This window comes from Paenibacillus sp. EZ-K15, assembly GCF_002573715.1.
Classification (GTDB): Bacteria; Bacillota; Bacilli; order Paenibacillales; family Paenibacillaceae; genus Paenibacillus_AQ.
Genome location: NZ_PDHM01000020.1, coordinates 129,427 through 152,945 on the forward strand (window position 1 = coordinate 129,427; position 23,519 = coordinate 152,945).

Here is a 23,519-nt window from a genome sequence, read left to right on the forward strand (position 1 = left end):
AGGTTTCACTCTCCATTGAATTTTTTGTTTCCTACAGCAAGCAGAAGCAATGCCCCTAATATGACTGCCTGGTAAAGCACGGATACACCTAACAGATTCAATCCATTACGCAAAAACACGATGATTAGCAGCCCGACAAATGTGCCTGAAAGACTCCCCCTTCCTCCAAAAATATGTGTGCCCCCTATCAGAGTCGCTGTAATGACATCGAGCTCTATATTGGTACCCGATGTCGCCTCTGCGCTTGCCAGACGCGACACCAGAAATATACCCGCCAAGGCCGAAAACAATCCGCTAAGCATAAAGAGGATAAACCGGATGCGTACGACCGAGATACCTGAGTAGCGGACAACCTCTTCATTGTTGCCAATGCCGTACACATAAGTGCTGAATCTTGTTTTCTTCATGACAAAGCTGGCCAGAAGGAACATCACCACTAGGAAAATCGCATTAACCGGAATGCCGCCGACATACTGCTGGCCCATAAAGTAGAATGCATCCGGAAAGCCGCTAATGGGTCTGCCCTGATTGATTACGTAGACCAGACCCCGCAGCATCACGAGCATGCCAATGGTGACAACGATCGCCTGCATTCGGTGCCTTGCGATCAGATAGCCGTTAACCGCCCCGCACAGCAAGCCAGCCAGCAGCCCAATGATCACGCTGATCCATATATCGAGGCCCCGCTCAAAGGCAACTCCCATACTTACAGCGGAGAAAGCGAGAATTGAGCCTACCGAAAGATCCATGGCACCGGATATGATGATCATGGTCATCGGTATGGCGATCAGCCCTACTTCAACCATCTGGTTCAGCACATTCATAAAGTTAGTGACGGTCAGGAAATAGGGAGACAAGAAGCTGAACAGCACGATAATGACGAGCAGCAGCAGCATTTGAACGATCAGCTTATTTCCCCTAAGCGGGAACCGGCTTGTCCATGTACTCATACCAAATCCCCCTCTTTTCCTTTGTTTTGCCTTATACGCTGCAGCGTATTAATGACAATTGCCAGAATAATCAGAAAACCGGTTGCAGCATCAACCCAGAACGGAGAAACCTTGGATATAATGAGCCCGTTTTTGACAATGCCCATAAAGAGCACACCCAGCATCGTTCCGGCTATGGTGCCGACTCCTCCAAAGATGCTTCCCCCGCCGATAAGAACGGCTGCCATGACTTCAAACGCTAAACCGCTGCCTGCTGTCGAGGCTTGCACACTGCCTACCTTTGCTGCGAAAATAACCGAGGCGATCCCGACTAGCAAGCCGGTTAATACATAGACCTTAAACTTGGTTCGGGCTACGCTGATTCCCGCCAGCTTGGCTGCTGGTCCATTCCCGCCAATGGAGTAGATTCTTCGGCCCTCACGGGCGAATTTCATTAAATAAATGAAGACCGCGATAAGAATGACGGCTATTAGCAGCGGGAAGGAAATGCCGAGCAAATACCCTTGTCCGAAGAATCGAAATCCTCCCGGAAAGTTCGTCATCCAGGTTCCTCCGCTGATCCCTACCGCAATGCCCCGGAAGATATACATGGTGGCCAAGGTGACGATGATGTCCGGTATTTTCCTAACCGCAATGAAATAACCATTGACCATGCCGCATAGAACCCCGATGCATATCCCCATAGCGGCTGCAATCCATGGATGGATGCCATGGCTGAGAAACAATCCGACAGAAGTCGCTGTCACTGCCAGCACGGAGCCGACGGATAAATCCATGCCCCCCAGCAGAATGACCATCGTCATCCCGATCGCCACGATGAACATGGAGATGTTCTGATCCAGAATCAGCCTTATATTTTCGAATTGCAAGAAGTCAGGAGATATAATGGAAAACAACAGCGTAACGAGAATGGTAAATAAAATAATAGGCGCTTCATGCACATTTAGTAGGCGTTTCATATGCGGCCTCCTTCTGAAAGCGGATGTGAAGCACGCTGCAGCAATTGTTCCTGATCAGCCTCGCCATGTGCAAATTCATGCACGATCGTGCCTTTGTATAGCACCAGGATCCGATCACAGAGTCCAATCACCTCCGGCATTTCGGACGAAATCAGCAGGATGCTCAAGCCTTCCTGGGCCAGTTGATGAATAATATTGTAGATCTCCGCCTTCGCTCCGACGTCAACTCCCCGGGTCGGCTCCTCCAGAATAAGAATATCGGGATTCGCTGCAAGCCATTTGCCAATCACAACCTTTTGCTGGTTGCCGCCACTCAGAAAGTCTACGCTTTGGCCATCGTTGGGCGCTTTTATTCGAAGCTTCTCCATATACTCCTTGCTCATCTCTTTAATCCGCGCCTCGTCCAGCACCGTATACTTTGAAAGCTGCGGCAGCATCGGAATGGACAGATTTTGCCGAATTGACATCGGTTTAATGATGCCTTGACGGTGACGATCCGGCGGAACATAAGCAATCTTCTTTGCTTTGGCCTGGCTCGGATTATTGATTTTCACCGCTGCGCCACGAATAGTGATTTCACCCGTTCCCCGCTTTAGACCGAATAAACGCTCGGCAATCGTGTGCGTGCCCGAACCCGGAACGCCGAACAGCCCTAATATCTCTCCTTTTCGCAGCTCAAAAGATACACAGTGTGCGGAATCGAGCGACAACTGCTCGACCTTCAGCACAACCTCTTGATCGTGCTTCTGTTCCCTGACCGGATATAGCTGGCCAACCTCTTTGCCCACCATCATTTGAATCAAGCTCTGTTCGGTAACCTCTTCGATTCCACGGGTATCAATCTTGGCTCCATCCCGCAGCACCGTTACCTTATCCGCAATTTCAAATATTTCCTTCATGCGGTGAGAGACATACACGATGGCTACGCCCTGCGCCCGGAGCCGGTTGACCACATCAAACATTTTTTTCACTTCGTTTTCCGGAAGCGCCGCTGACGGTTCATCCATAATGAGCACATCCGCCTGAAAAGATAGCGCTTTCGCAATTTCGATTACTTGCTGGCTGTGAACGCCAAGATGCCGGACCTCCTGGCGGACATCAATTTCACCTCCCCCTATGGAATCAACCAAACGCTGCGCCTCGTCATACATTTTGGACCACTGTATCCGGCCGAATTTGCCCACCATTTCCGGACGGTCGATAAATATATTTTCCGCGGCTGTCAAATTAGAAAACAAATTGAATTCCTGATGGATAATGGACACTCCTTGCCGCTGGGCGTCAAGCGGGTTGCCGAATGTCACTTCTTTGCCCTTCAATCTGATCGTTCCTTGCGTCGGTGAATATACGCCGGACAAAATTTTCATCAGCGTGGATTTCCCTGCTCCGTTCTCCCCCATAAGCGCATGGACTTCGCCCGGATAGAGCTCAAAGCTAACATCGGATAACGCTTTGACCCCTGGGAATTCCTTGCTGATGCCTTCCATTTTCAAAACCGGATGCCTCATCGTTCGACCTCCTATTCACCTTACTGAGCTGCTTTTTGGATAACTTTAACAAGACTAAGCGTTAAATCGCCAAAGTCTGAGAATACAGGTGTCCCTTTCCAGGAAAAAAACCCCGTATATTACCCTTTTTTATAACGGTCTTATTAACCTATTGTTCTACACCGTAAGAAACGATTGTACCTGTTCTTCTGTCGGAATCGAGCTTTGGGCACCTGGTTCAGATACAGCCAGCGCCGATGCCGCTGTCGCGTAGCACAGACAATCGCGCAGCTCCGCTCCCGTTACATATTTGGCTGCGAACGCTCCGATGAAGGTGTCTCCGGCCGCTGTCGTATCCACTACGTCAACCGAAAATGCGGTTAATGTGATTTGCCTTCCGGATTGGTCCATATAGATAGAGCCTTTGCTTCCCAAAGTAATAATGAGATGAGGAATGCCGTCATTAAGCAGTTTCTTTCCGGCCTCCAGAGCCTGGCTGCTTCCTTCAATACGGATGCCGCTCAGCTCCTCCGCCTCGACCTCATTCAGAATGAGGAAAGTGACCTTGCTCAGTTGGCTCTGGTCAAACCCGTCAATTGGAGCTGGATTCATAAATACCGGAATACGTTGCTCTGCCGCTTTATCCAGCACCCTTTGATTGGCTGCCGATGATATTTCATTTTGCAGCAAAATGACGTCGAAACCAGAGAGGTCCAATTTATCTACCTCGTCTGCACCATACCTTCCATTAGCGCCTGAGGATAAAATAATGTTGTTCTCGCCTGCTCCATCGATTGTAATCAAAGCAAGCCCCGTCATACACGGCTTCTCGATAACATGATCAAGATCAATTCTAGCCTCCGCCAATTCCCTGCGTATGTCGATCCCAAAGGAATCCGAGCCCAGTGCACCCGCCATAGCGACCGAAGCTCCGGAGCGAGACGCGGCAACAGCCTGGTTAGCCCCCTTGCCCCCAATAAAGAAACGGGTCTCGTTGCCCTGTATCGTTTCGCCGGGAATGGGGTGACGCTCAACCTGTGTGACAATGTCCATATTCATGCTGCCCACTACCAAGATTTTCGCCATAGCGCTCTCCCCCCAATATTACTCCTTCAGTCTTTTGACTGAGCCGAATTTCTTCAATTCAACATCCAATATCATTTTTTTCAGCTTCGTCCGCTCTTTAGGCTCTCTCTTGATTTTTTGAATGAGCATTTCCGCCGCTTGAATTCCCATCTCTCTTGTCGGTCTGCTGACCACAGTCACTCTTGGCTGCACGAACTGGGCAAGCTCGTTATCATCAAAGCCAATTAAAGAAATATCCTCTCCGATTCGGAGATTCAAATCGCGTATCGCTTTAATCGCACCCGTACAGATGACGTTGTTAGCCGCAAATATAGCTGTCGGTGGCTGCTCGGATTGCATAAGCTCCGTCGTAAATCGGTAGCCGTCCTCTTCCAGCCATTTCCCCTGCTTGTGATAGGCAGGATCGGGTGTCAGGCCGCTCTCATGCATAGCTTGACGATATCCCCAATAACGGTCCTTGCCATCGTTAAAATCATGCGCCCCATCTATAATGGCAATGCGTTCATGACCATAGTCCACGAAATGTTTGGTCGCTTCGTACGCGCCGCGGAAGTTGTCGATTAAGACACCATCGTGGCCGCAATCGTTGATATAACGGTCGACAAGGATGGTAGGCTTGCGAATGTTCCGGTAAAACTCTGCATCCTTATGCGTACCGATTAAGATGATTCCATCCACATTTTTCCCTAGGAAGCTTTCAAAAAATTCTTCCTCCTCTGCCTCATCGCTATTCGTGGCGACTACTAGAGTAAAGAAGCCTTCCTTCTTGGCCACCTCTACCATACCGCCAATGACTGCGGTGTAGAAGGGATTCTGAATCTCCGGCACCACGACGGACAGCATGTTGGTTTTTTTATTGACCATCGATGCAGCCATCGTATTCGGAACGAAGTTCATCTCTTCGATTATTTTGAGTATTTTCTTGCGAGTGGCTTCACTTACGCGATCTCGTCCATTCATCACTCGGGATACCGTAGCTACAGATACATTTGCTTGCTTGGCTACGTCCTTAATTGTAATTTCCTTGTTCGTCATAGCCACCCCCCTTCCTTTAGTTTAAAGTCATAACGTTTTCTCAATATTTCCCTTTGATAATAAACGAAATGAGTTCATTTCCCACTCTAAAAATGTAAACGTTTACGCAATTTCTGATTTTATTGTAGTTCATGATCAATCAGATTACAATAGGTTTTTTTCGAAAAATCGAAAAATAAAACGGTTACATTTTTAATATCTAACATTAATGTGTTAGGTATTTGTTTGGTATTTAACTTAAATTTTAATATAACTTTGTATTCGCGGCATATATTATAACATGAAATCAAGTCTTTCATTGGTATCGAGTAAATATCAGGAAAAATCATACAATTTTTATTAGAATCTAACCTGTCAGCCACTCCTCTAAAAACCAGAAGTGATTTAACCCATTGTTTCCTAATTTAAGACTCCTTTTTTCCAATCAATTCCTTGTTAAAACGTTTACGCAATTTGCTTCAAAATGCGCATTGATAATGTAAATAAAAAAATGCCTGGGGGACAATCAGGAATAAAAACCTGAATGCCACCCGGCTTGCTGCCTCTTACTTTAAGGATGCATGATAGTTCTCAGGAGATTGCTGTTCCCAAGAGCCATTGGCTAGATCTATTTTACAAGACCTTAGGACGGAAAGTGTAGGATGTAATTACAGTATCGAACATATTACCTGGTAGCTCACTCAAACGCTAAAAACGCCGAATTAGACACATGATCTATTGATCTAATGAACTACTGATAAATGCATTTGGTGCCGGTGAGAGGACTCGAACCTCCACGGTTTCCCTCACGATTTTGAGTCGCGACTGCTATTGAGAAGATAGCAGAAGTTAAGTCCAAGAAGAGGAATTTAAAAACCGCTAAAAGCCTTGTAGAATCAAGGTTTTCAGCGGTTTTTCTGGTCTTTTCCAAGCCCCGTAAGGGTTCCCGGCATCTGGGCAAAATGAAGCCTTTTGGGGATGTTGGAGAGAACTCGGGAAGAACTCAGAAAGAACAACAACAGAACGGCCCGCTCCCTACCATTGACAAAATAATGAAGCATCTGCTTCAGGGAGGGTAATTGAAATGTCCAAAACGACGGTTATTACCATTGCCAATCAGAAAGGCGGTACAGGCAAAACGACCACTGCATACAATCTTGCTTACGCTTTATCTAGGTCGTGTCTGAAAACTAAAGAATCCTATGGTATGATATGAGAAAAACGAATGGAGAAACAAGCATGATTCCAAGACGGTACGAAATAACCGATGAACAGTGGGAACAAATAAAGGACATGTTCCCGCCCTATCAAACAGGAAGACCGTCGAAATTAAGCAATCGTACGATGTTTAACGCCTTTCTTTGGATTGCCCGAAGTGGTGAGGCATGGCGAGACTTGCCGGAAGAACGTTATGGTTCATGGAAAACGGCCTACAGTCGTTTCTGCAAATGGAGAGACTCCGGACTCCTTATCGCCATCTTCCAAGCCCTTCACATCGAACCCGATTTTGAAAACTTGAGCATCGATTCTACATCGGTCAAAGCCCACCAACACAGTGCCGGTGCAAAAAAATCGCAGATGGACACGAAGTAAACCAACACATCGGCGTCAGTCGTGGCGGCAAGACGACCAAACTTCATGCCGTAGTCGATGGATTAGGCAACCCTCTAGCTTTTCTACTGACGGGTGGTCAAGTTTATGATTCTGTTCCAGCGATCGAATTGCTTCAGGAGTTGGATATTACGGGAAGCCACATTCTTGGCGACAAAGCCTATGGCTCAGAAGCGATTCGGAACTGGATTACGACTAAACAGGCCACTTACACCATTCCGCCTAAAACGAATAGTCAACATCCATGGAAGGTCGATTGGTATCGGTACAAAGAACGCCACTTGGTTGAATGCTTTTTCAATAAAATCAAACACTTTCGCCGTGTGGTCACTCGTTACGATAAGTTGGCTAAGTCATTCCTCGCGTTTATATACATAGCTTCCATTTTTAAATTGACTCAATGATAGTTTTCAGACACGCCCTAAATGACAATGTTAAAAAAAGTGGCGTAATGGCCTCCTCCTATGTAGGTGGGCTTAATAGTAGAGCCTTTATTCCGGTCAATGAAGATCACGGCATGATTCAAGCAGTTCAGCGGGGTACCCTTACACTAGAGAAGCTGGAAGCTATGACCTTTGGTCGAATTTGGCGGCCTGCTCGGATATGCACCAGTTATAGCAGTAAACGGCTTCAACTGCGCGAACTTCGTTAATCATGGCGGACGAATCTCAGCTCCAATTCATAGCTTTAAGAATTAATTGAAACCTCAAACAGCAAGTCCCTATTTCACTTAGGAGACTTGCTGTTTTTTTGTGTTAGTTGGTCAGTCGTAGAAAAAAACTTTAGCTGAATGAAGAGGCATATCATTTGATATACCCCTTTATCCATCTTATTGCAATTAAATCAAACAATTTCCATTCTATTTGAACTGGAACCAAGTTAAATTTGCAACTGTGGTTGAATCTGACTTAACAAAAGTAACATATACCGTATGGGTTCCTACAGCTGTCCCGGCATTAAGCGGGATATTCTTGACTGACCATGTCTGCCATCCGCCTGTGCTTTCTGCCGTCCAATAACCCAGCATAGTGCCTGTAGGACTGTCCAAGTGGAATTCTATCCTTCCGCCGGAATTAGCGGATGCAACCTTCAAATCAATACTTGTTTTAGCTGTACTACCAAAGTCTACATTTTTAAATGCTATATAGTCGCCATTACTCCCTCCACCAACATCCAGCCCACCATCAGTGCTTGCCTCATAGGATATAACACCTGAACTAAGGTTATAACCTTCCGCTTCAAATTTCAATGTGTTGAATTTGGGAGCTGCAGCATAGCTGTTAGTATCTGTTATTTTCAATTCTGCGAGTGTAGTTGCCGCAACTCCACCGACGCGAACATTGTTTAATGTAACTCCGGAGACAGTAGATGTGTCACTCCAACCCTTCATTATTGAAACTTCACCTAAAGCGCGTAAATTGATATTATTATAGACCACATTTTTTATCGGACCGGTTTTTGCAGAAAGATCAAACCACCTGGAGTGAACACCGGATCTTGGCCAGAAGCCTTCTACATCTATATTGTCAAATATGATGTTTTGTGCTGCTGGAGTCCCATAAAGATGACCTACCGCTAAAGCGCGCCAGCATCTGTATACATAAGAGTTTTTAACAACTATGCCATCCTGAAGCTGTTTCACTCCATCTCCAACCTTGAATGCTCCACATCTGCTCCAAGCCAAAGCATCATCCACAACTACATTTGACTGGTTTTCAGGACTTCCCGGCCAGTTTGCAGCTATATCCGTAGTTGCTACATCCCATGTCTTAAATGAGTATGTGTCATCCTCCGATACTGCTACCGTGTGCTTTATGAGTACATTCTGGCTCTCTTGAATGTCTATTGCATCATTTTCATAATCAAGTTCATTGTTGTTGAAGTGCTTTGTATTCTGGAATGTTACGTTATTAGATCTTGTAACGATTGTAGCCCAGCCACCGCTGTCTCTTATGGTTATGCCGTCAACCGTGAAGTTGCTGCACTGCAAGGGTACAAGAATATTGTTCAAATAATTGTTTGTATTTCTCATATAATGGCCATTGCCGTCAATAGTCCCCCTGCCGTATATCTTAATATTGTTTGCATTTGTTTCGGTATAAATAAACCATGTTCCATCCTTATTCAGAGAATTCTTATGAAAATGAGTAGTGTAATCGCTTGGATTTCCTGAACCCCTTATAACAGAACCACCCTCCAGATAAACCGAAACATTGCTTTTTAGAACAAGGTTTCCGCTCTTGTAAACTCCGGCTGGAACGTATACGATACCGCCACCTGCTGCGTTAGCCGCATTTATGGCGTTTTGTATTGCAGTTGTAGCCATAGCGGCACCGGTACTGTCGGCACCGTATTGAGTTTTAACATTGTATATACCTGTACCGGATGAAGCCGGAACATTGGTTTCAAGAGCATCTGCCGCAATAACCAGATCTTTCAGGTTATTGATTTTAACTATAAGATAGGTTGGTGATGAAAGTGTAAATGTAAGTGTATTTCCGCTCTTTGTTGCAGTGATTCCCAAAGCTTTGGGAGAAATATTATAGGTATTGATTGGCTCGCTTGCTGTTATTGTGATTGTAGTAGTACCTGAAAAAGAGAAATTACAATAATTATAGTTTACAAATACCGCCGAAGTGTCGATTACCGGTATATTTGTAGAGTCTGCTGTTACCGTGTATTGACTGGTCGTGGTATAGATCGGCGGTAATGGATAGCTTACAATTGTAGCCGCCGCTCTTGCTGTCAAAGGAACGACAGCTAACAGACTGGCGAGCATACAAACAATTAAACTTAATAATTTTAACTTTTTTAACATAAATAAACACCTCTTTCATATTTTCAGAAAATACTCTGTCATCAGTGAATAATGATTTCACCAGTGATGCTCTATTACTCTTTTCATAAAGTCGACATATTCCTGTTCAGCTTCGGAAGTGGCAGAGTAATACTAACCTTTTCTGCATCAGCAAAGTTTCCTTTTAAAGTACAGCCCCGGTTTTGTTGCACCTTGTGCAGGATTTCTGCGTTGGTCGCTACTACTGAGCTGTATTGTTGCATTTTATGCACAATCTCCCCACGGTCGCTGCTATTGATCTAGCATTGTTGCACTTCATGCACAATCTCCGCGCAAGCCGCTCCAATCATGGCACATGGCCCCACTGTTACTCCGCATTTCCGCCCTCAGCCTGCTTCCAATCTTATCTATGCTCCGGCTCCAGACAGAGCCGGAGCATATCGTCCACATGGGCCGTTGCCAGACATTCCACCGTATCCGCAGAGCCGTAATAGATCTTGACCTCGCCGTCATCCTCCAGAATCATCCCTCCCGGAAAAATCACATGATTGCGGAAGCCCCCGCCAATCTCATAGTCTGTCTCCGGTGCCAGCAGCGGCTGCCTGCTCATGCCGATCACCTTGCGGGGGTCCTCCAGATCCAGCAGCATAATTCCGGCGGTATAGCGCTTCTTCCAGGTGTCCTCCCAACCGTGCTTGCCTCTGGCCGGGTCCACATCCACCGCATGGAAGGTGGTCAGCCAGCCCTTATCCGTCCGGACCGGAGGTGCGGCCGGGCCGACCTTGTCATTGGCAAACGGCACCTGCTCAACGGCGAGCAGTAGGCTGGAGTTGCCCCAATGCTTCAGGTCCGGCGACTCGGAGATCCAGGCATCGAAGCGGTCCCGGCCGCCGCGGCTGTATACCGTGAAGGGACGCTCCAGCCGGACATACTTGCCGCCGATCAACTCGGGAAACAGTACCATATTGCGCAGGTCCGGTGTAGACAGGCTGAGCACCTCGAAGTGTTCCAGATCATCGGTAACGGCAATTCCGCCGCGGATGCCATGGTGCGTATCCACGGCAAAACACATATAACAACGGCCGCCGATCACGGTCAGGCGCGGGTCGTAGGCGCGGATAATTTCCTCGTCATGCATTTTGAACACTGGCTTCGGGCCGGCGGTCCAGCTCAGCCCGTCGTCACTGTAAGCAATGCCGAGATCCGTGGTGTGGTGCGGCTCAAGCGTCTGATCGACCAGTGAGCCGTAATCATTACGGAAGATCATCACATACTTGCCGTTAAATTTCGTTACACCGGCATTGAATACCAGTGCGGTGGGGTAAGGAACCTTCGTTGCATCCAGCACCGGATTGCCCGGATACCGCCGGATGAACGGGGCAGATTGCAGAATTGCCGGAGCGTGTTGAGTCATGGGGTGTACCTCCTTGAATGTTAAATATGGAATATGGGTTGCGCAGGGCCGGACCGCTACCCTTTGAGGGAACCGGCCGTCATCTGCATGAAGGATTTGTTGGCGAACAGATAGGCCACGAGAATCGGCAGAATGGACAAGCAGGCGCCCGCCATCATATAGTGGGTCTGAGAAGCGGCCGAAATCCCGTATTTCAGGTTCGCCAGCCCGACGGTCAGCGTCTGCAGCTCCGGCTTCGTCATCGTGAACACGAGCGGCAGCAGATATTCATTCCACGCGCCGCGGAAGGTGAACAGGGCACCTACGCCAAGTCCGGGTCCGAGCAGCGGCAGAATTATCCGCCAGAAGGTCCGGCCGGGAGAGCTGCCGTCCATCAGCGCCGCCTCGTCCAGCTCGCGGGGAATCCCCTTCATGAAGCTGGAGAGAATGAAGAAGATCGAAGCATGGGCGGAGATCAGAATCAATATAACGCCCCACAGGCTGCTGTGCAGATGAAGCTTAACCATCAGATCGAACTGCGGACGCAGCACGACCGCCCCTACAACCACGAACATGGTGAAGGATTGCAGTCCGATATACAATTTTTTGCCGGCAAAATCCATCCGGTCCACCACATAAGCCGCCATGGATGATACCAGCAGCGTGCCGACCACCGCCGCCAGGGAGACAATCAGGCTGTTCAGGGTATACCTGGAGAAATTGGCCTGCGCCCAGGCTTCGGCATAGTTCGAGAAGTGCCAGCTCGCCGGCAGGAAGGTCGCTCCCGCAGTAAGCTCAGCATTAGTCTTGAAGGAGCCCAGGATGGTGAAAACGACCGGAATCAGCGTAATAAAAGCAACAGCCAGCAAAAAAATCCACAGGATGATATTGCCCAGTATGGTTCTTAGTCTCATAATAGCCTCTCTCCTCAATCGGTCTGATTCATGCGTCTGGATGCGTAGAAATAAATGAGTGATATCATCCCTACAATGACCGCAGACACAAAGGCGACCGCACTGCCGTATCCGAACTCCTGGACCTGAACCGCCGCGCTGCTCCCGCCGACAGGGAAAAATAATTTGTACAAATACAGGAACATGACCTCTGTCTTGCCTACAGGACCTCCTTCAGTCAGAACCATGATGCTCTCGTAACCCTTCAGGGCTGTAATGATCGCCAGCATAATAACCATCTGCATCACAGGTCCGAGCATCGGCAGGGTGACATAGCGGAACTGCTGGATTCTGCCTGCCCCGTCCAGGGAAGACGCCTCATACACATCCTCCGGAATATTCTGCAGACCGGCGAGGAAGAGCAGCATATAATTGCCGACCGCCCCCCAGGCCGCAACCAGAATGACGGTGAGCATGGCATATTTCGGCCCCAGCCAGTCCACACCGGAATCGGAGAGGCCCAGGCGGATCAGAAACTGGTTGAGAATCCCGTTATATGAGTTGAAAATCGTGAAGAAGACTACGGCCATTACAGCGGTACTGATGACGGTCGGCATGAAGAAAATCCCCCGCAGCAGTTGTCTGCCCCGCAGCCCCCGGTTCAATATGACTGCCAGCAGCAAGGCCAGCGGAATGGTGATCAGCAGCTTGCCGCCAGCATAGACAAATGTATTCACCACCGAATCCCAGAACTGGGTGTCCTTCAGAATGCGGCTGAAATTGGCCAGACCGGTAAACCGCGCCGTTCCGAACCCTTTGTAATCATAGAACATATAGCGGAACGCCCAGGCAATCGGGTAAATCCCGAGAACCAACGTGAGCAAGGCACTTGGAAAGATAAAACTGTATGAAAATAAGGCATGTTTCGTTTTGTTCATCTGGTTTCTTCCGGCTCCTTTCCTTTACGACCAGAGCAGAGGGATGAGGGAGTTGCTCCCTCATCCCCCACTATCCCGGCCTATATCTCTATCCCTAACCTTCTGTCTACTTGGCGAACTTGCCGCCCAGAGCGGCGGGATCAAAGCCGGTATCCGGCTCAGCCTTTATGCCGTCATTCGCAATCACACTGTCCAGTGCAGCGTTATAGCGTTTGTTCAGATCAGCGATAACCGCCTTCAGGTCGCCGCCGTTCAGCATATATTTGAAGAAGGCGTCATCCGATTTCATTCCTTCCGGTGCTACAGACGGATAGACCGGCCACACCCCATCGTGCTTGTTCGGCAGGAAGCCTTCAATGCCGTTCACATCCGGTGTCTTGGCTGCTGCGCTAATGGATGGAACCATGGAGATGCCGAAGCCTTTTTCCTGATAATCCGTCAGCACCTGATCGCCGTACATGAACTCCATGAACTTCCAGGCTGCTTCTTTATGCTCTGATTTCGAGCTCAGCGCCAGCCATTGGCCCCCGAGGAAGCCGGAAGCCCCCTTCACGGTGCCGTCGATGGTAGGAACCGGAGCGGCCGCCCAGTCAATCTTGGCCGGGAACTGATTCTTGTAGACGCCAGGCTCTGAGGAGTAGGACATATACATTCCGATCTTGCCTTCCGCAAACTGCGCCCGCAGCGGATCAATATCCAGCGATTCTACACCCGGCAGCATGCTGCCGTCGTCCCTGATCTGCTTAAAGGCATTGATGATCGGCTCGAAGCCGCTGAAGTCGTAGCGGGCTGTCTTGAAATCATACCCGAAGCCGCCATAGCCGCTCATCTCCGCAACCACCCGTGCCGAACGTGCGAACGCACTGCCGGGGCTCTTGAAGTTAAGGGCGAAGCCGTAAGCGCCGTCCGCTTTGCCGGCTTCTGTCAATTTCTTGGCTGTATCCACCAGCTCCTGCAGGGTAGTCGGCGGATGTTCAATGCCCGCTTTGGCGAACAGATCCTTGTTGTACACCAGACGCATGGTCGTTCCATAGTTCGGCAGACTGTAACGCTTGCCGTCGAATTCATTCAGATCCGGCATGGCCGGGAATTTCGCCTTCAGCTCATCGTTCAGGAACTCGTCAATAGGAGCGAGAAAGCCTTTTTTGTAGAAGGTCTGGATGGTATTCTCCTTCACCCGGATCACATCCGGTGCATCGGAGGTCTGGAAGGACAGATCGAGCGCGGTATCGAAGTCGTCGCCCTTGACGACCAGCTCCACCTCAATCCCGTCAGTATTGGTTGCGTTGAACTCGGCTACCTTCTCCTTCACGAAATCCGCATCGTGGCGGTCGCCTGTCCAGTAGCTGATTTTAGTTTCCCCCCCCGAGCCGGCTGTCGCCCCGTTTCCCGTGCCTTCAGCAGCATTGCCGCCGTTGCTGTTACCGTTGCCGCAGGCTGCCAAGCCAAGTGCCAGGACCAGGCTCAGAGATGTCATTAGCATACGCTTCATCATTGGTAGTGCCCCCTTATATATCCCTGCTGTATTCGCTTACAACCTGATTATAGTTCGATAGGCGCATCCAGATAAGGCGGGTAAGCCCACATTAAGGGCAGATTTCTGCAGGAGTTCTATACAGACAAGGGAGGTAATCTCCGCCCTGCGGAAATCCCTCCCCTGCTGATTCCTATTCTTTTCCAAGATAATACAATTTGAACTCGGACGGGGTCATGCCGGTATATTTCTTGAACACCTCGCTGAAATAGCGCCTGTGCTCATACCCGAGATCCTGGGCGATCTCCTGAACCTGCCGGCCGCTGATCAGCATCGCCTTGGCCTTCTCCATCTTCTCATGCATCACATACTGCTGAAACGAAATTCCCTGCACCTTCTTGAACAGATTGGAGAAATACCCCTGGCTAAGGTTAATCTGCTTCGCCATCTGCTCCAGCGACAGCCCCGTGTCCAGATGACTATGGATATATTCGACGGCCTGACGGATAATCCGCGTGGACTCCAGAGAACGGGCTTGCTCCACCAGCGCACAGGCCTCCCGGCAGAGCCAGGACAGCAGGTCCCGTATATCTTGAAGGGAAGGATGCACCTGGTTCTTCATGGCAGCAATTCTGAGTTCCAGCGGCTCCACCTGCCCATAAGGGAACTGCTCCAGCAGGACCCGGCAGATCCTGGAGCTCAGCTCATAGCCGACACTTTCAACATAACGCGGCTCAGGCAAAAGCCCGCTGTCCAGCAGCTCCGCGAACAGCTGGTCCAGCACCTGCAGGCTTTTGGCGGAATTGCCGGAACGCAGGGCGAACAGCAGCTCCTGCTCGGCGGCGGCGGAATAGCTGTGGAGCGAGAGAGGTTTATTCTCGATATTGCTATAATGATATACCCCGTTGCCCCCGGTATAGAAATGATACCCCAGCGCGCTAAGCGCCTGCCTGTACGCCGTGCCCAGCTCCTGAATCGCCGCTGTGCCCAGGCCCACGCCAATAGAAATGGTATGACGCGAGAAGCGGCTTACATTCATGCAGCAGGCCTCCGTAATCAGCGCGGCGGTCTCCGGGTCTGAGCCGTTCATGATACAGACGTACCGGTCTGTCGCCTCCCGGATAATAACGCCGCGGGTCAGGGCGGAAATCGTCTCTTCGAGAATATTGTGCAGGCTGAATCTTAGCAGCTCGACCTCCTGCACAGGCTGGCCGCTCAGCTTCTCCGCGAAATGATCGATCTCGGCGACAAACACGAAGAAATCATGCTGGTCCAGCGGGATATCGAGATAGGCCCAGCGGGAACGGGCATCCGCTTCTGTCGTCTGGTGGTGCAGCAGGAAGGTGAGATATTCCTGGCGGAGAATAGGCAGACTTTCCCTGATTCTCGCCTCCATTACAGCAAGTCTGGCGGTCTCCTGACGCTCCTCCCGGCACAGCTCCCTGGCCTTCAGCACTGCATTCACAATCTCCTCCAGGGAAAAGGGCTTCTTCACGAAATCAAGCGCCCCCAGCCGGATGGCTTCCTGGGCATAAGAGAACTCCGAGTAAGCGCTGAGGATAATAATCTTACAGTCCGGCAGCACCTCCAGTATCGCCCGGGTCATCTGCAGGCCATCCATTCTTGGCATCCGGATATCCGTCAGCACAATGTCCGGCCGGGTCTCGCGGATGATCTGCAGGCCCGCTTCGCCGTTAAGCGCCGTACCTGTGACCTCAATACCGTGCTCCTGCCACGGCGGCTTGCGCGAGACCATCTCCACCACACTTTTGATATCGTCGATTACACATAATTTGAACCTTTCCGGCTCCAGCTTTTGGTCCATCCTTCAACTCTCCTCCTCTGCGGGAATCCACAGATCCGTCCGCGATCCCTTACATGGTTCGCCGCCAACGTCCATACGGGCTTCGTCCCCGTAATACAGGGCCAGCCGGTGCCTGATGTTGAACAGGGCATAACCTTTCCTCGACTGCGGAGCCCTGACCAGCCCCTGCTTGACCCGTTCAGCATCAAGCCCCCGTCCGTTGTCGGTAATGCAAATATGCAGGAGCCCCTGCTCCCGGCTGACCGTGATGTCTATCCTGCCTCCTTTTGTCCGGTCGCTGAATCCATGCTGAATGCTGTTCTCCACCACCGGCTGCAGGATAATCTTCGGCAGCAGGCAGGACAGCAGGGCCTCGTCCTCTACCGTCACCGTGTATTCAAACAGTCCTTCATAGCATTTCTGCTGAATGGCGAAATACTGCCGCATGTGGGACAGCTCATCCGCAAGGGTAATCAGATCCTTGCCGCCGCTGAGCCCGATCTGGAACATCTGCGACAAAGACAGGATCATCTCATTCACATCGTCATTCTCGCCCATTACCGATTTGCAATAAATGGTGTTCAACGTATTGTACAGAAAGTGCGGCTCCATCTGCGCCGTAAGGGCACGGATCTCTGCATGACGCTTGCCCTCCTCCTTGGTCTTCACATCCTCGATCAACGTCTTAATCTCCGACATCATCCGGTTGAACTGAAAGCCAACCTGGGCAACCTCGTCCTCATAACGGCTCTCATACACCACACTGAGCTGGTTCTCTTCGACTCTGCGCATCAGCCGCCGCAGCTTGAACAGGGGCTTCAGCAGCACAGATGTCAGCTGATTGGAGATCAGCCAGGTCGCCAGCAGGAAGACAACGATGACATAGAGGGTAATGCGCTGCACCCGCTGCAGCTTACCCAGCAACTGGTCCCGCGACTGCATCCCGGAGATAATCCAGTCGGGTGATGCCGCTGAGCTTGTATAATTTACCAGATACTCCTTGCCGCCATAGCTGTAGTTGTGATCCTGCGGATCGGCTGCTTTTCCGGCTTCAGCAAGCACCGGCTTCCAAGGGAATCTGCCCCGGAACGGCCAGCGGGACTCCACTACCGCCTCTCCTTCCCCGCTCACCAGGTAATAATTCCATCCTGCTTGTTCACCGCCTTTATTCAGCAGCTCATCTATCCGGCTCTCCCTGATATTGACCACAATAAATACATTGCTGATCGGCGTGTAAGGGTATTCATAGATTCCCCGGACTATGAAGGAGACCACCCGCTGGCTGCCCGTGAATAACCGGTCATAATGTCCTTTGGCCCAGTAGCCGCCCGGCTGCTCCTTGCTCAGATCATATAATTCCGAGCCGTAGAACGAGTTGTCCTGCGCCCGGATCTGCGTAGTGGAATAGAAATCGCCAATCGGGGTAACGATCAGCACATTCTCAATGATCGGCTGATTGAACGTTGCCTGCGAGAGTACATATTGCAGATCAGACAGATGTACATAATAATTAGAGACCTCATGGCTCAGCACATCCATCATCATCTTGCGGTACGCATCGCTCAGCATCAGGGACTGCACGGACAGCGCTACATCATTCAGGCGGGAATCCAGAAGCTGTGCCGTCTTGCTTACGGTCTCCCGGCTGCCGGCGTAAACATTATCCTCGATCTCCTGCGCGGCAATCCAATACGAGAAGGTGCCCATTGCACTGATGGACAGCGTAATCAGCACGATGAACGAGAACAGAATCCTCTGTTTGATGGATATCCGGTAATACCTGCCGGCGATCTGCCGCCGGAGCTGCCGGCCATAGGCTGTGAATGTATTCATATTTCCCCCTTCTTGAGCATGTATCTCCCTACGATTGTCAGTTCTTGTCACTTGTACCATACGGCTGCTCCGGCCCGGCGTCAAGACAGGGCATGATTATTTAGCGGATTCCGTCCCTTATTATCAATAGGCAGGGGGCCCTCCGCATAACATGGTGCGAATTCACTAATCATGGCTCAGGTTGACGGGAAGCTGCGCGATTGAGTAATTATGCTTGTGACGGTCAGTCCATTCCGTTTGATGCCTTTCTGCGGCAAATGTTGAACGATCCAACAGTAGCAGAGCTCACTGATTTTGTTGCCTCATACGTAAAAAATAATACAATTAGCCAAACTGACGGTTTCAAGGGCGATTCTATGAAGCATGAAACAGAGATGGGGGGAACGTTGAGCGAAGTCCTGCCCCAACTGAATACTGGCAGCAACGCAGTGTTCACTTATTATGGCGGCGGGGAATCTGGTCCGCTTCATGTGGTATTCCATGTATAGGTCTGGGAACAATAAACTGCTTCCATTTGCTGCTTCGACACCTGGATGAACAAGGGCTGGGACCAGTTGTTGGCATTACGATTGCGGATGTAGAGCGCTATTGAGACCAGGAGCATTGACGGACTGATCGAACGACTGGCTGACGACTATGCGGCCCGTCTTCTGGATACCGGACATCGTCAATTTCAGCTAATCGGCTACTGTTTGGGAGTGTTACTGCTAATACATAATGACCGGCGGTTGACGGCGTAAGTTGTCCTGCTGGTGACGGCCAAGCTGTCCGGTCTATGGTGTGAAGAAAGGGAGAATCATGACAATTCTCCCGTTAACTTGCTCGTTTTTGGGGTCGGCCTTCTAGGTAAGCTTCTTTGTTTTTCAGCATGCTATAGGCTATGACCAGTAGGGTTCGTGCCATAGCAATTGGCGTTAGCATGAAAGAAGTACAAGAATGGCTGGGTCACAGTGTCTATTCCACCACAGCCAACATCTATACTCACTTGGAATTCAGTTCCAAGGTCACTTCCGCAAACCGAATGAATGAAGTAATAAAAATAAAAACAGTCCACTAGATTTTTAATCTAATGAACTGCTCTTAGTAAAGTAATACCGGCGAGAGGACTCGAACCTCCACGGTTTCCCACTCGATTTTGAGTCGTACATGTTATTGTCCAAGAAGAGGAACATAAAACCCGGAAAAACCTTGTAAAATCAAGGTTTTTCGCGGGTTTTTTCGTTTCTTCCAGGCTACGAGGAGATAAAACATGTCAGAAGCCGGCTCAGAGCCGACTATTATTCCTGACCCTTATACCCTTCTGCTTCTGAATTACCCAGATGTCGTTACGGTGGAGCAAATGTGTGAAATGCTTGGCGGCATCAGCACCAAAAAAACAGCTTACAAATTACTGAAAGTAATGAGCACTAGCCTCAATATTTTAAATAAAAAAAGTTCCTGCTCTGCCAAAAAAAGCAGATCAGAAACCTATTATAATTGAAGTGGTGCGGTCGAGAGGACTCGAACCTCCACGGGGGTTAGCCCACACGGACCTGAACCGTGCGCGTCTGCCAATTCCGCCACGACCGCATATTATGTAAAGTCGGTATCGTGTTGATCACCGTAATTAAGAGTATATTACGCCCATAGTTAAAAAGCAAGCATTTTTTTAAAAAAATGGTCGAAACCATATATTCCGCGTGATTTCGACCATTCATGGCAACATCAGATCGTCCACTGATCATGAATAATTCCGGATAAGACCCATGTATTCCCTTCCTGCTGAAACACAAGACGCAGGCTTTCCCAGTCCATGCCAGCATAATCAGGATGAACCCCATCGAAGTAATACTCAACGATGACTGCCCCTTTATACTGGCTGGTCGCATTGTTCAACGTATTTCCTTCGCTTTTGGATTGGTTGTAACCCACCCAAGGCGCAGCGGCAAAATCGCTTGTATAAATAAACGTCTTATAATACTTTTCGAAATTCATGGAAATCGGTTTACCGCTGCCATCAAACTCGCCCCAACGGTATAAGGTATCATCTTTAAACCCATCGCGCAGCTGTTGTTTGCTTAACGTGATATCCTTCTGACGGTCCACATAAGCGTATGGGGAGAAGGTGACTCCTTTTGAATGAGCGAATTCTGCAAGCTTCTCAAAATCTTTGTTTTTCAATAGCGTCATCACTTGATCCGCGCTCTTGGACAAGGCAGTTTCAGCCTCTTTAGGTGTGAGCACAGGAAAGATCATGGCTTGTTTTGAAGCGTTATTCCAGGTTACCTTGCCTCCGAGACCTTCAGCCGAGAACCGCAGTGGAATATAGACCCGTCCTTCCTTAAGCTTAGGCGAAGCATCCAGCGTCACCCATTTACCGTCTTGTATCGCATTGGGCTTTCCCACTGTATAACTTGTCGTATGTTTACCGTTGCTCACAACCGCGGTCTGCTTGGCTTGATTCCAGTGAACCTCCGCCCCCATCGCAGTCGAAATATCGCGAAAAGGAACCATGACTAGGCCATGCTGAATAATTGCCGGAGAATCGAGCATCAGCTTCCCTCCATTCACTCTAATCTCAATCTGTTTGTTCGAGGATGCCTCCGCTGCCACTACTCCCCCTCCATACTGTAAGTTTCCGGTTAAGGCTATAACCGCCGCAGTAATCCCTGCCAGCAGCACTCGAACCCCTTTGCGCTTCTTCATCAACAGCTGTCACCCCTTCTTATGTTCTCTGTCCATTTTCGCTGATAAATGGTCTATACCCTTAATTCCAAGCGCGAAACGTTATTTTATCTATTCTTACACTTCCATGACGATGCGATTCCGCTTTAAACCTCGATTCATGCTCACGGGCTCCGAATACTCATCCTCCATGATATGTTCCCCCTTATACTAAGGCAATTAAAATATAAAATCGCGGAATATATTTTCCAAGCAATTTCAGCAGATTTAATTTATTTCTAATAATGCTTTACATTCCTATTTCATGCGAAGACAGGAAAGAGGGATAGGGATGCTATAAGAAGAATAATCTAACATTAAGATTACATGCGCATAGGAGGACTGTATTTGAAACGATACATGTTGCCATTGATCATCCTGATGATGAGTCTGCTTTATATTTTCTTCATTCCATCCGAACCCTTGGTCGTCAAACTGCTGTTCAAGCTCATTCCGATGTGGCTCATCATCCTGTTTGCCTATCGGCAATTCCCGCCCCATAGATCCAGGATTCACTATCTACTGTTAGCAGGACTATTCTTCTCTATGATCGGTGACGGGACGCTCATCTGGTTTGTTGTCGGTCTCTCTGCTTTTCTGATCGGGCATCTGTTCTATACGGCCGGCTTCTTGGGACAGTGGCATTATTCAGCTCCCCGCCTCCTCAGCATCGTTCCGATTGCAGCTTATTCGGTATGGATGGGTATCCAATTGGTGTCTTCTCTCAAATCAAACGGAGAACAGGCTTTGATTATTCCTGTCATCGCCTATATTGCTGTCATTTCGTTCATGCTCTGGACAGCCATCATGACCGGAAATCGATATGCGATGGTTGGAAGCCTGCTCTTTGTCATCTCTGACTCGATCTTGTCCTGGAACATGTTTGTTGCCGATATCCTCTATTCGGACATATGGATCATGACTACTTATTATGCCGCCCAATTTCTGATTGCCAGAAGCATCTCGGCTTTTGATAGACCTCAAGTACAGGCTTTAGGAAGCTCGTCCTTGAATACATCTGCAGCCCCATAGAAGGCAAAAAAGCTGAGCCAGGGATCCACCCGGGCTCAGCCCTGTACAGCATATTTAGCCCAATCATAGGATCTGGCCTTATAACCATTCGGGCATCAAGCAAATCCGATAAACGCTTAATCCCGCCAGTTCATGCGAACCTGCTTAATCCCCTCTACCTGCCACAATTGCTCAAACAATCCGTTAATTCCCTTGCTGTTAAAAGAATACACCCGGAATTCCATCGTCACCTTGGTCGAGTCGTCTTCCGTCGTGTCATTATTCACGATCATGCCTTCCACCGTCATATTTGCCTTTTGCAGCAATTCCGTAATGGTACTTACATGAACTGGACGATCTCCAGCCTCAATGATGATCTTCAAACTGCCTGACTTTTTGATAAAGAGAAATTTTGATTCCAATTTATTCAACACCAGCGTGCTGACCAGAACGATCGCCGTCGTTATGATCGCGGGCCAGTAAAATCCGGAACCGACACTTAAACCGATAGCCGCTGCTACCCATAGGGTTGCCGCCGTGGTAAGACCTGAAATGATATGATTGGAACGCCGCAATATTGCCCCGGCACCAAGGAAACCGATACCGCTTACAACTTGTGCCGCCAGCCGGGCAGGATCAACCCTCGCATTAGGATGATTGATCAGTGCAGAATCAAAACCGTAAATGGAAGTCAGCATAATCAGTGTTGATCCGACAGCCACCAAGAGATGGGTTTTTAAACCGGCCTGCTTGTTTCTGCGTTCCCGCTCCCAACCGATTAAACCGCCAAGCAATGCAGCCAATAGCAGCCGCATCAGCATGGTCTCCGTATCCAGTTGAAACACATCCATTCCCTAATCTCCACCCATCTTTGTCATTTACGGAGGCTCTTTCGCTATACCATATGTTCATCCTGCCAGCGCCATAGCTCTTTGCTGGAGGTGGATATGCCAATTACACCGCTCTTCAAAGCTGTATCAAAATCCTCCAGATCGATCATGAGTCCTCCTGCGATGACGGGCACGTCCACCTCTGCACGAATCCGTTCCATAATCCGCTGACACACCATGCCCGGCAGCACTTCAATGGCATCCGGATTGGAGGCCTTAATCATCTTGATCCCGTTGTCCAGGGAAACAGAATCGAATACAAACAGTCGCTGAACCGTTAACAAGCCCAGTTTCTTCGCTTCAACAATCGCGGTGTTTTTTGTCGTAACAATACCATCGATGCCAACCTTTTCTGCTAAATACTTAACCCCCGTCTTGTCTTTGCCGATCCCTTCAATCAGATCAAAATGCACAAACGAGAGCTTGCCCGCCTCCCGAATCTGCTCAACAATCGATTCGATGATAAAAATATCGGTCTTAAGAATAAACACGATATTCGACTCAGTTGCTAGTACATTGGGGAGTTCATCGGCATTCATTAATGAAGTAATAATGGGCTTACGCTTCAAGCAATACGAAATTCGTTGTGCACCTTCAACACTGGTTTTCATGTCTTCACCTCGTTGCCGCAGCAGCATCTCCAATTCTCCCGTTGCCCCGGCTTATTTTTGTAAAT

At 49.2% G+C, this 23,519-nt stretch carries 20 protein-coding genes, 1 tRNA gene and 1 pseudogene; 6 read left to right on the forward strand and 16 right to left on the reverse strand.

Translation table 11 applies throughout. The annotated features are described in order from the left end of the window. Window positions 1–5 precede the first annotated feature (5 nt). The 5 genes from CRG97_RS23630 to CRG97_RS23650 all read right to left on the reverse strand — a co-directional run bounded on the left by CRG97_RS23630 (window position 6) and on the right by CRG97_RS23650 (window position 5,517). A complete protein-coding gene (locus CRG97_RS23630; protein ID WP_076325688.1) occupies window positions 6–950 on the reverse strand; it encodes an ABC transporter permease in 945 nt (314 codons plus the stop codon). Further along, the gene (locus CRG97_RS23635; protein ID WP_098748090.1) at window positions 947–1,909 is read right to left on the reverse strand and encodes an ABC transporter permease; all 963 of its coding nucleotides are present in this window, start codon (window positions 1,907–1,909) and stop codon (window positions 947–949) included. The genes CRG97_RS23630 and CRG97_RS23635 overlap by 4 nt, the downstream gene beginning before the upstream one ends. Continuing rightward, window positions 1,906–3,417, reverse strand: a complete 1,512-nt coding sequence (locus CRG97_RS23640) for a sugar ABC transporter ATP-binding protein (protein WP_098748093.1) — start codon at window positions 3,415–3,417, stop codon at window positions 1,906–1,908. The genes CRG97_RS23635 and CRG97_RS23640 overlap by 4 nt, the downstream gene beginning before the upstream one ends. A gap of 156 nt (window positions 3,418–3,573) precedes the next feature. Next, the gene (locus CRG97_RS23645) at window positions 3,574–4,482 is read right to left on the reverse strand and encodes a ribokinase (RefSeq protein ID WP_098748096.1); all 909 of its coding nucleotides are present in this window, start codon (window positions 4,480–4,482) and stop codon (window positions 3,574–3,576) included. An 18-nt stretch (window positions 4,483–4,500) separates the two neighbouring features. Continuing rightward, a complete protein-coding gene (locus CRG97_RS23650; RefSeq protein ID WP_237566560.1) occupies window positions 4,501–5,517 on the reverse strand; it encodes a LacI family DNA-binding transcriptional regulator in 1,017 nt (338 codons plus the stop codon). 1,063 nt (window positions 5,518–6,580) lie between these two features. Here CRG97_RS23650 and CRG97_RS23655 point away from each other — a divergent pair. From CRG97_RS23655 to CRG97_RS23665, 3 genes and pseudogenes are all read left to right on the forward strand, one after another. Next, entirely contained in the window at window positions 6,581–6,712 is a 132-nt protein-coding gene (locus CRG97_RS23655; protein ID WP_080742533.1) for a ParA family protein, read from the forward strand. Between the two features lie 23 nt (window positions 6,713–6,735). After that, window positions 6,736–7,511 (forward strand): IS5 family transposase gene (locus CRG97_RS23660; RefSeq protein ID WP_202618990.1). Its coding sequence is split into 2 segments (ribosomal slippage): window positions 6,736–7,069 and window positions 7,069–7,511, totalling 777 coding nucleotides; the frame shifts between segments, so codons are not numbered across the junction. Window positions 7,512–7,528: 17 nt separating this feature from the next. Further along, window positions 7,529–7,805: pseudogene (locus tag CRG97_RS23665) on the forward strand (DUF711 family protein); the annotation flags it as partial. A gap of 161 nt (window positions 7,806–7,966) precedes the next feature. Here CRG97_RS23665 and CRG97_RS23670 read toward each other — a convergent pair. The 7 genes from CRG97_RS23670 to CRG97_RS23700 form a co-directional block, all read right to left on the reverse strand. Then, complete coding sequence (locus tag CRG97_RS23670; RefSeq protein WP_098748102.1) at window positions 7,967–9,925, reverse strand: carbohydrate-binding protein; 1,959 nt, start codon at window positions 9,923–9,925, stop codon at window positions 7,967–7,969. A 382-nt stretch (window positions 9,926–10,307) separates the two neighbouring features. After that, window positions 10,308–11,318: a glycoside hydrolase family 130 protein gene (locus tag CRG97_RS23675; RefSeq protein ID WP_098748104.1), complete on the reverse strand. Its 1,011-nt coding sequence runs from the start codon at window positions 11,316–11,318 to the stop codon at window positions 10,308–10,310. A gap of 56 nt (window positions 11,319–11,374) precedes the next feature. Continuing rightward, complete coding sequence (locus tag CRG97_RS23680; RefSeq protein ID WP_098748107.1) at window positions 11,375–12,211, reverse strand: carbohydrate ABC transporter permease; 837 nt, start codon at window positions 12,209–12,211, stop codon at window positions 11,375–11,377. Between the two features lie 14 nt (window positions 12,212–12,225). Further along, window positions 12,226–13,128, reverse strand: coding sequence for a carbohydrate ABC transporter permease (locus tag CRG97_RS23685; protein ID WP_018751892.1), 903 nt, complete (start codon window positions 13,126–13,128; stop codon window positions 12,226–12,228). A gap of 106 nt (window positions 13,129–13,234) precedes the next feature. Further along, window positions 13,235–14,623, reverse strand: coding sequence for an ABC transporter substrate-binding protein (locus tag CRG97_RS23690; protein WP_098748109.1), 1,389 nt, complete (start codon window positions 14,621–14,623; stop codon window positions 13,235–13,237). Between the two features lie 172 nt (window positions 14,624–14,795). After that, window positions 14,796–16,427, reverse strand: a complete 1,632-nt coding sequence (locus CRG97_RS23695) for a response regulator (protein ID WP_098748112.1) — start codon at window positions 16,425–16,427, stop codon at window positions 14,796–14,798. A 3-nt stretch (window positions 16,428–16,430) separates the two neighbouring features. Further along, the gene (locus CRG97_RS23700) at window positions 16,431–18,239 is read right to left on the reverse strand and encodes a cache domain-containing sensor histidine kinase (RefSeq protein ID WP_098748115.1); all 1,809 of its coding nucleotides are present in this window, start codon (window positions 18,237–18,239) and stop codon (window positions 16,431–16,433) included. 200 nt (window positions 18,240–18,439) lie between these two features. Between CRG97_RS23700 and CRG97_RS23705 the strand changes: the two genes are divergently transcribed. Next, complete coding sequence (locus CRG97_RS23705) at window positions 18,440–18,727, forward strand: hypothetical protein (protein WP_076325676.1); 288 nt, start codon at window positions 18,440–18,442, stop codon at window positions 18,725–18,727. A 761-nt stretch (window positions 18,728–19,488) separates the two neighbouring features. Continuing rightward, window positions 19,489–19,719, forward strand: coding sequence for a hypothetical protein (locus CRG97_RS33365; RefSeq protein WP_098748118.1), 231 nt, complete (start codon window positions 19,489–19,491; stop codon window positions 19,717–19,719). A 2-nt stretch (window positions 19,720–19,721) separates the two neighbouring features. Here the strand turns inward: CRG97_RS33365 and CRG97_RS23720 are convergent. Then, window positions 19,722–19,808, reverse strand: a tRNA-Leu gene (locus CRG97_RS23720). Window positions 19,809–19,943: 135 nt separating this feature from the next. Then, entirely contained in the window at window positions 19,944–20,924 is a 981-nt protein-coding gene (locus CRG97_RS23725) for a copper amine oxidase N-terminal domain-containing protein (RefSeq protein ID WP_076325671.1), read from the reverse strand. Between the two features lie 366 nt (window positions 20,925–21,290). Here CRG97_RS23725 and CRG97_RS23730 point away from each other — a divergent pair, with 366 nt between their 5' ends. Further along, a complete protein-coding gene (locus CRG97_RS23730) occupies window positions 21,291–21,974 on the forward strand; it encodes a lysoplasmalogenase (protein WP_098748121.1) in 684 nt (227 codons plus the stop codon). 116 nt (window positions 21,975–22,090) lie between these two features. Here CRG97_RS23730 and CRG97_RS23735 read toward each other — a convergent pair whose 3' ends face one another. After that, window positions 22,091–22,804, reverse strand: coding sequence for an MgtC/SapB family protein (locus CRG97_RS23735; protein ID WP_098748124.1), 714 nt, complete (start codon window positions 22,802–22,804; stop codon window positions 22,091–22,093). A gap of 44 nt (window positions 22,805–22,848) precedes the next feature. Then, window positions 22,849–23,454, reverse strand: a complete 606-nt coding sequence (locus CRG97_RS23740) for a glycerol-3-phosphate responsive antiterminator (RefSeq protein WP_076325856.1) — start codon at window positions 23,452–23,454, stop codon at window positions 22,849–22,851. Window positions 23,455–23,519 lie beyond the last annotated feature (65 nt).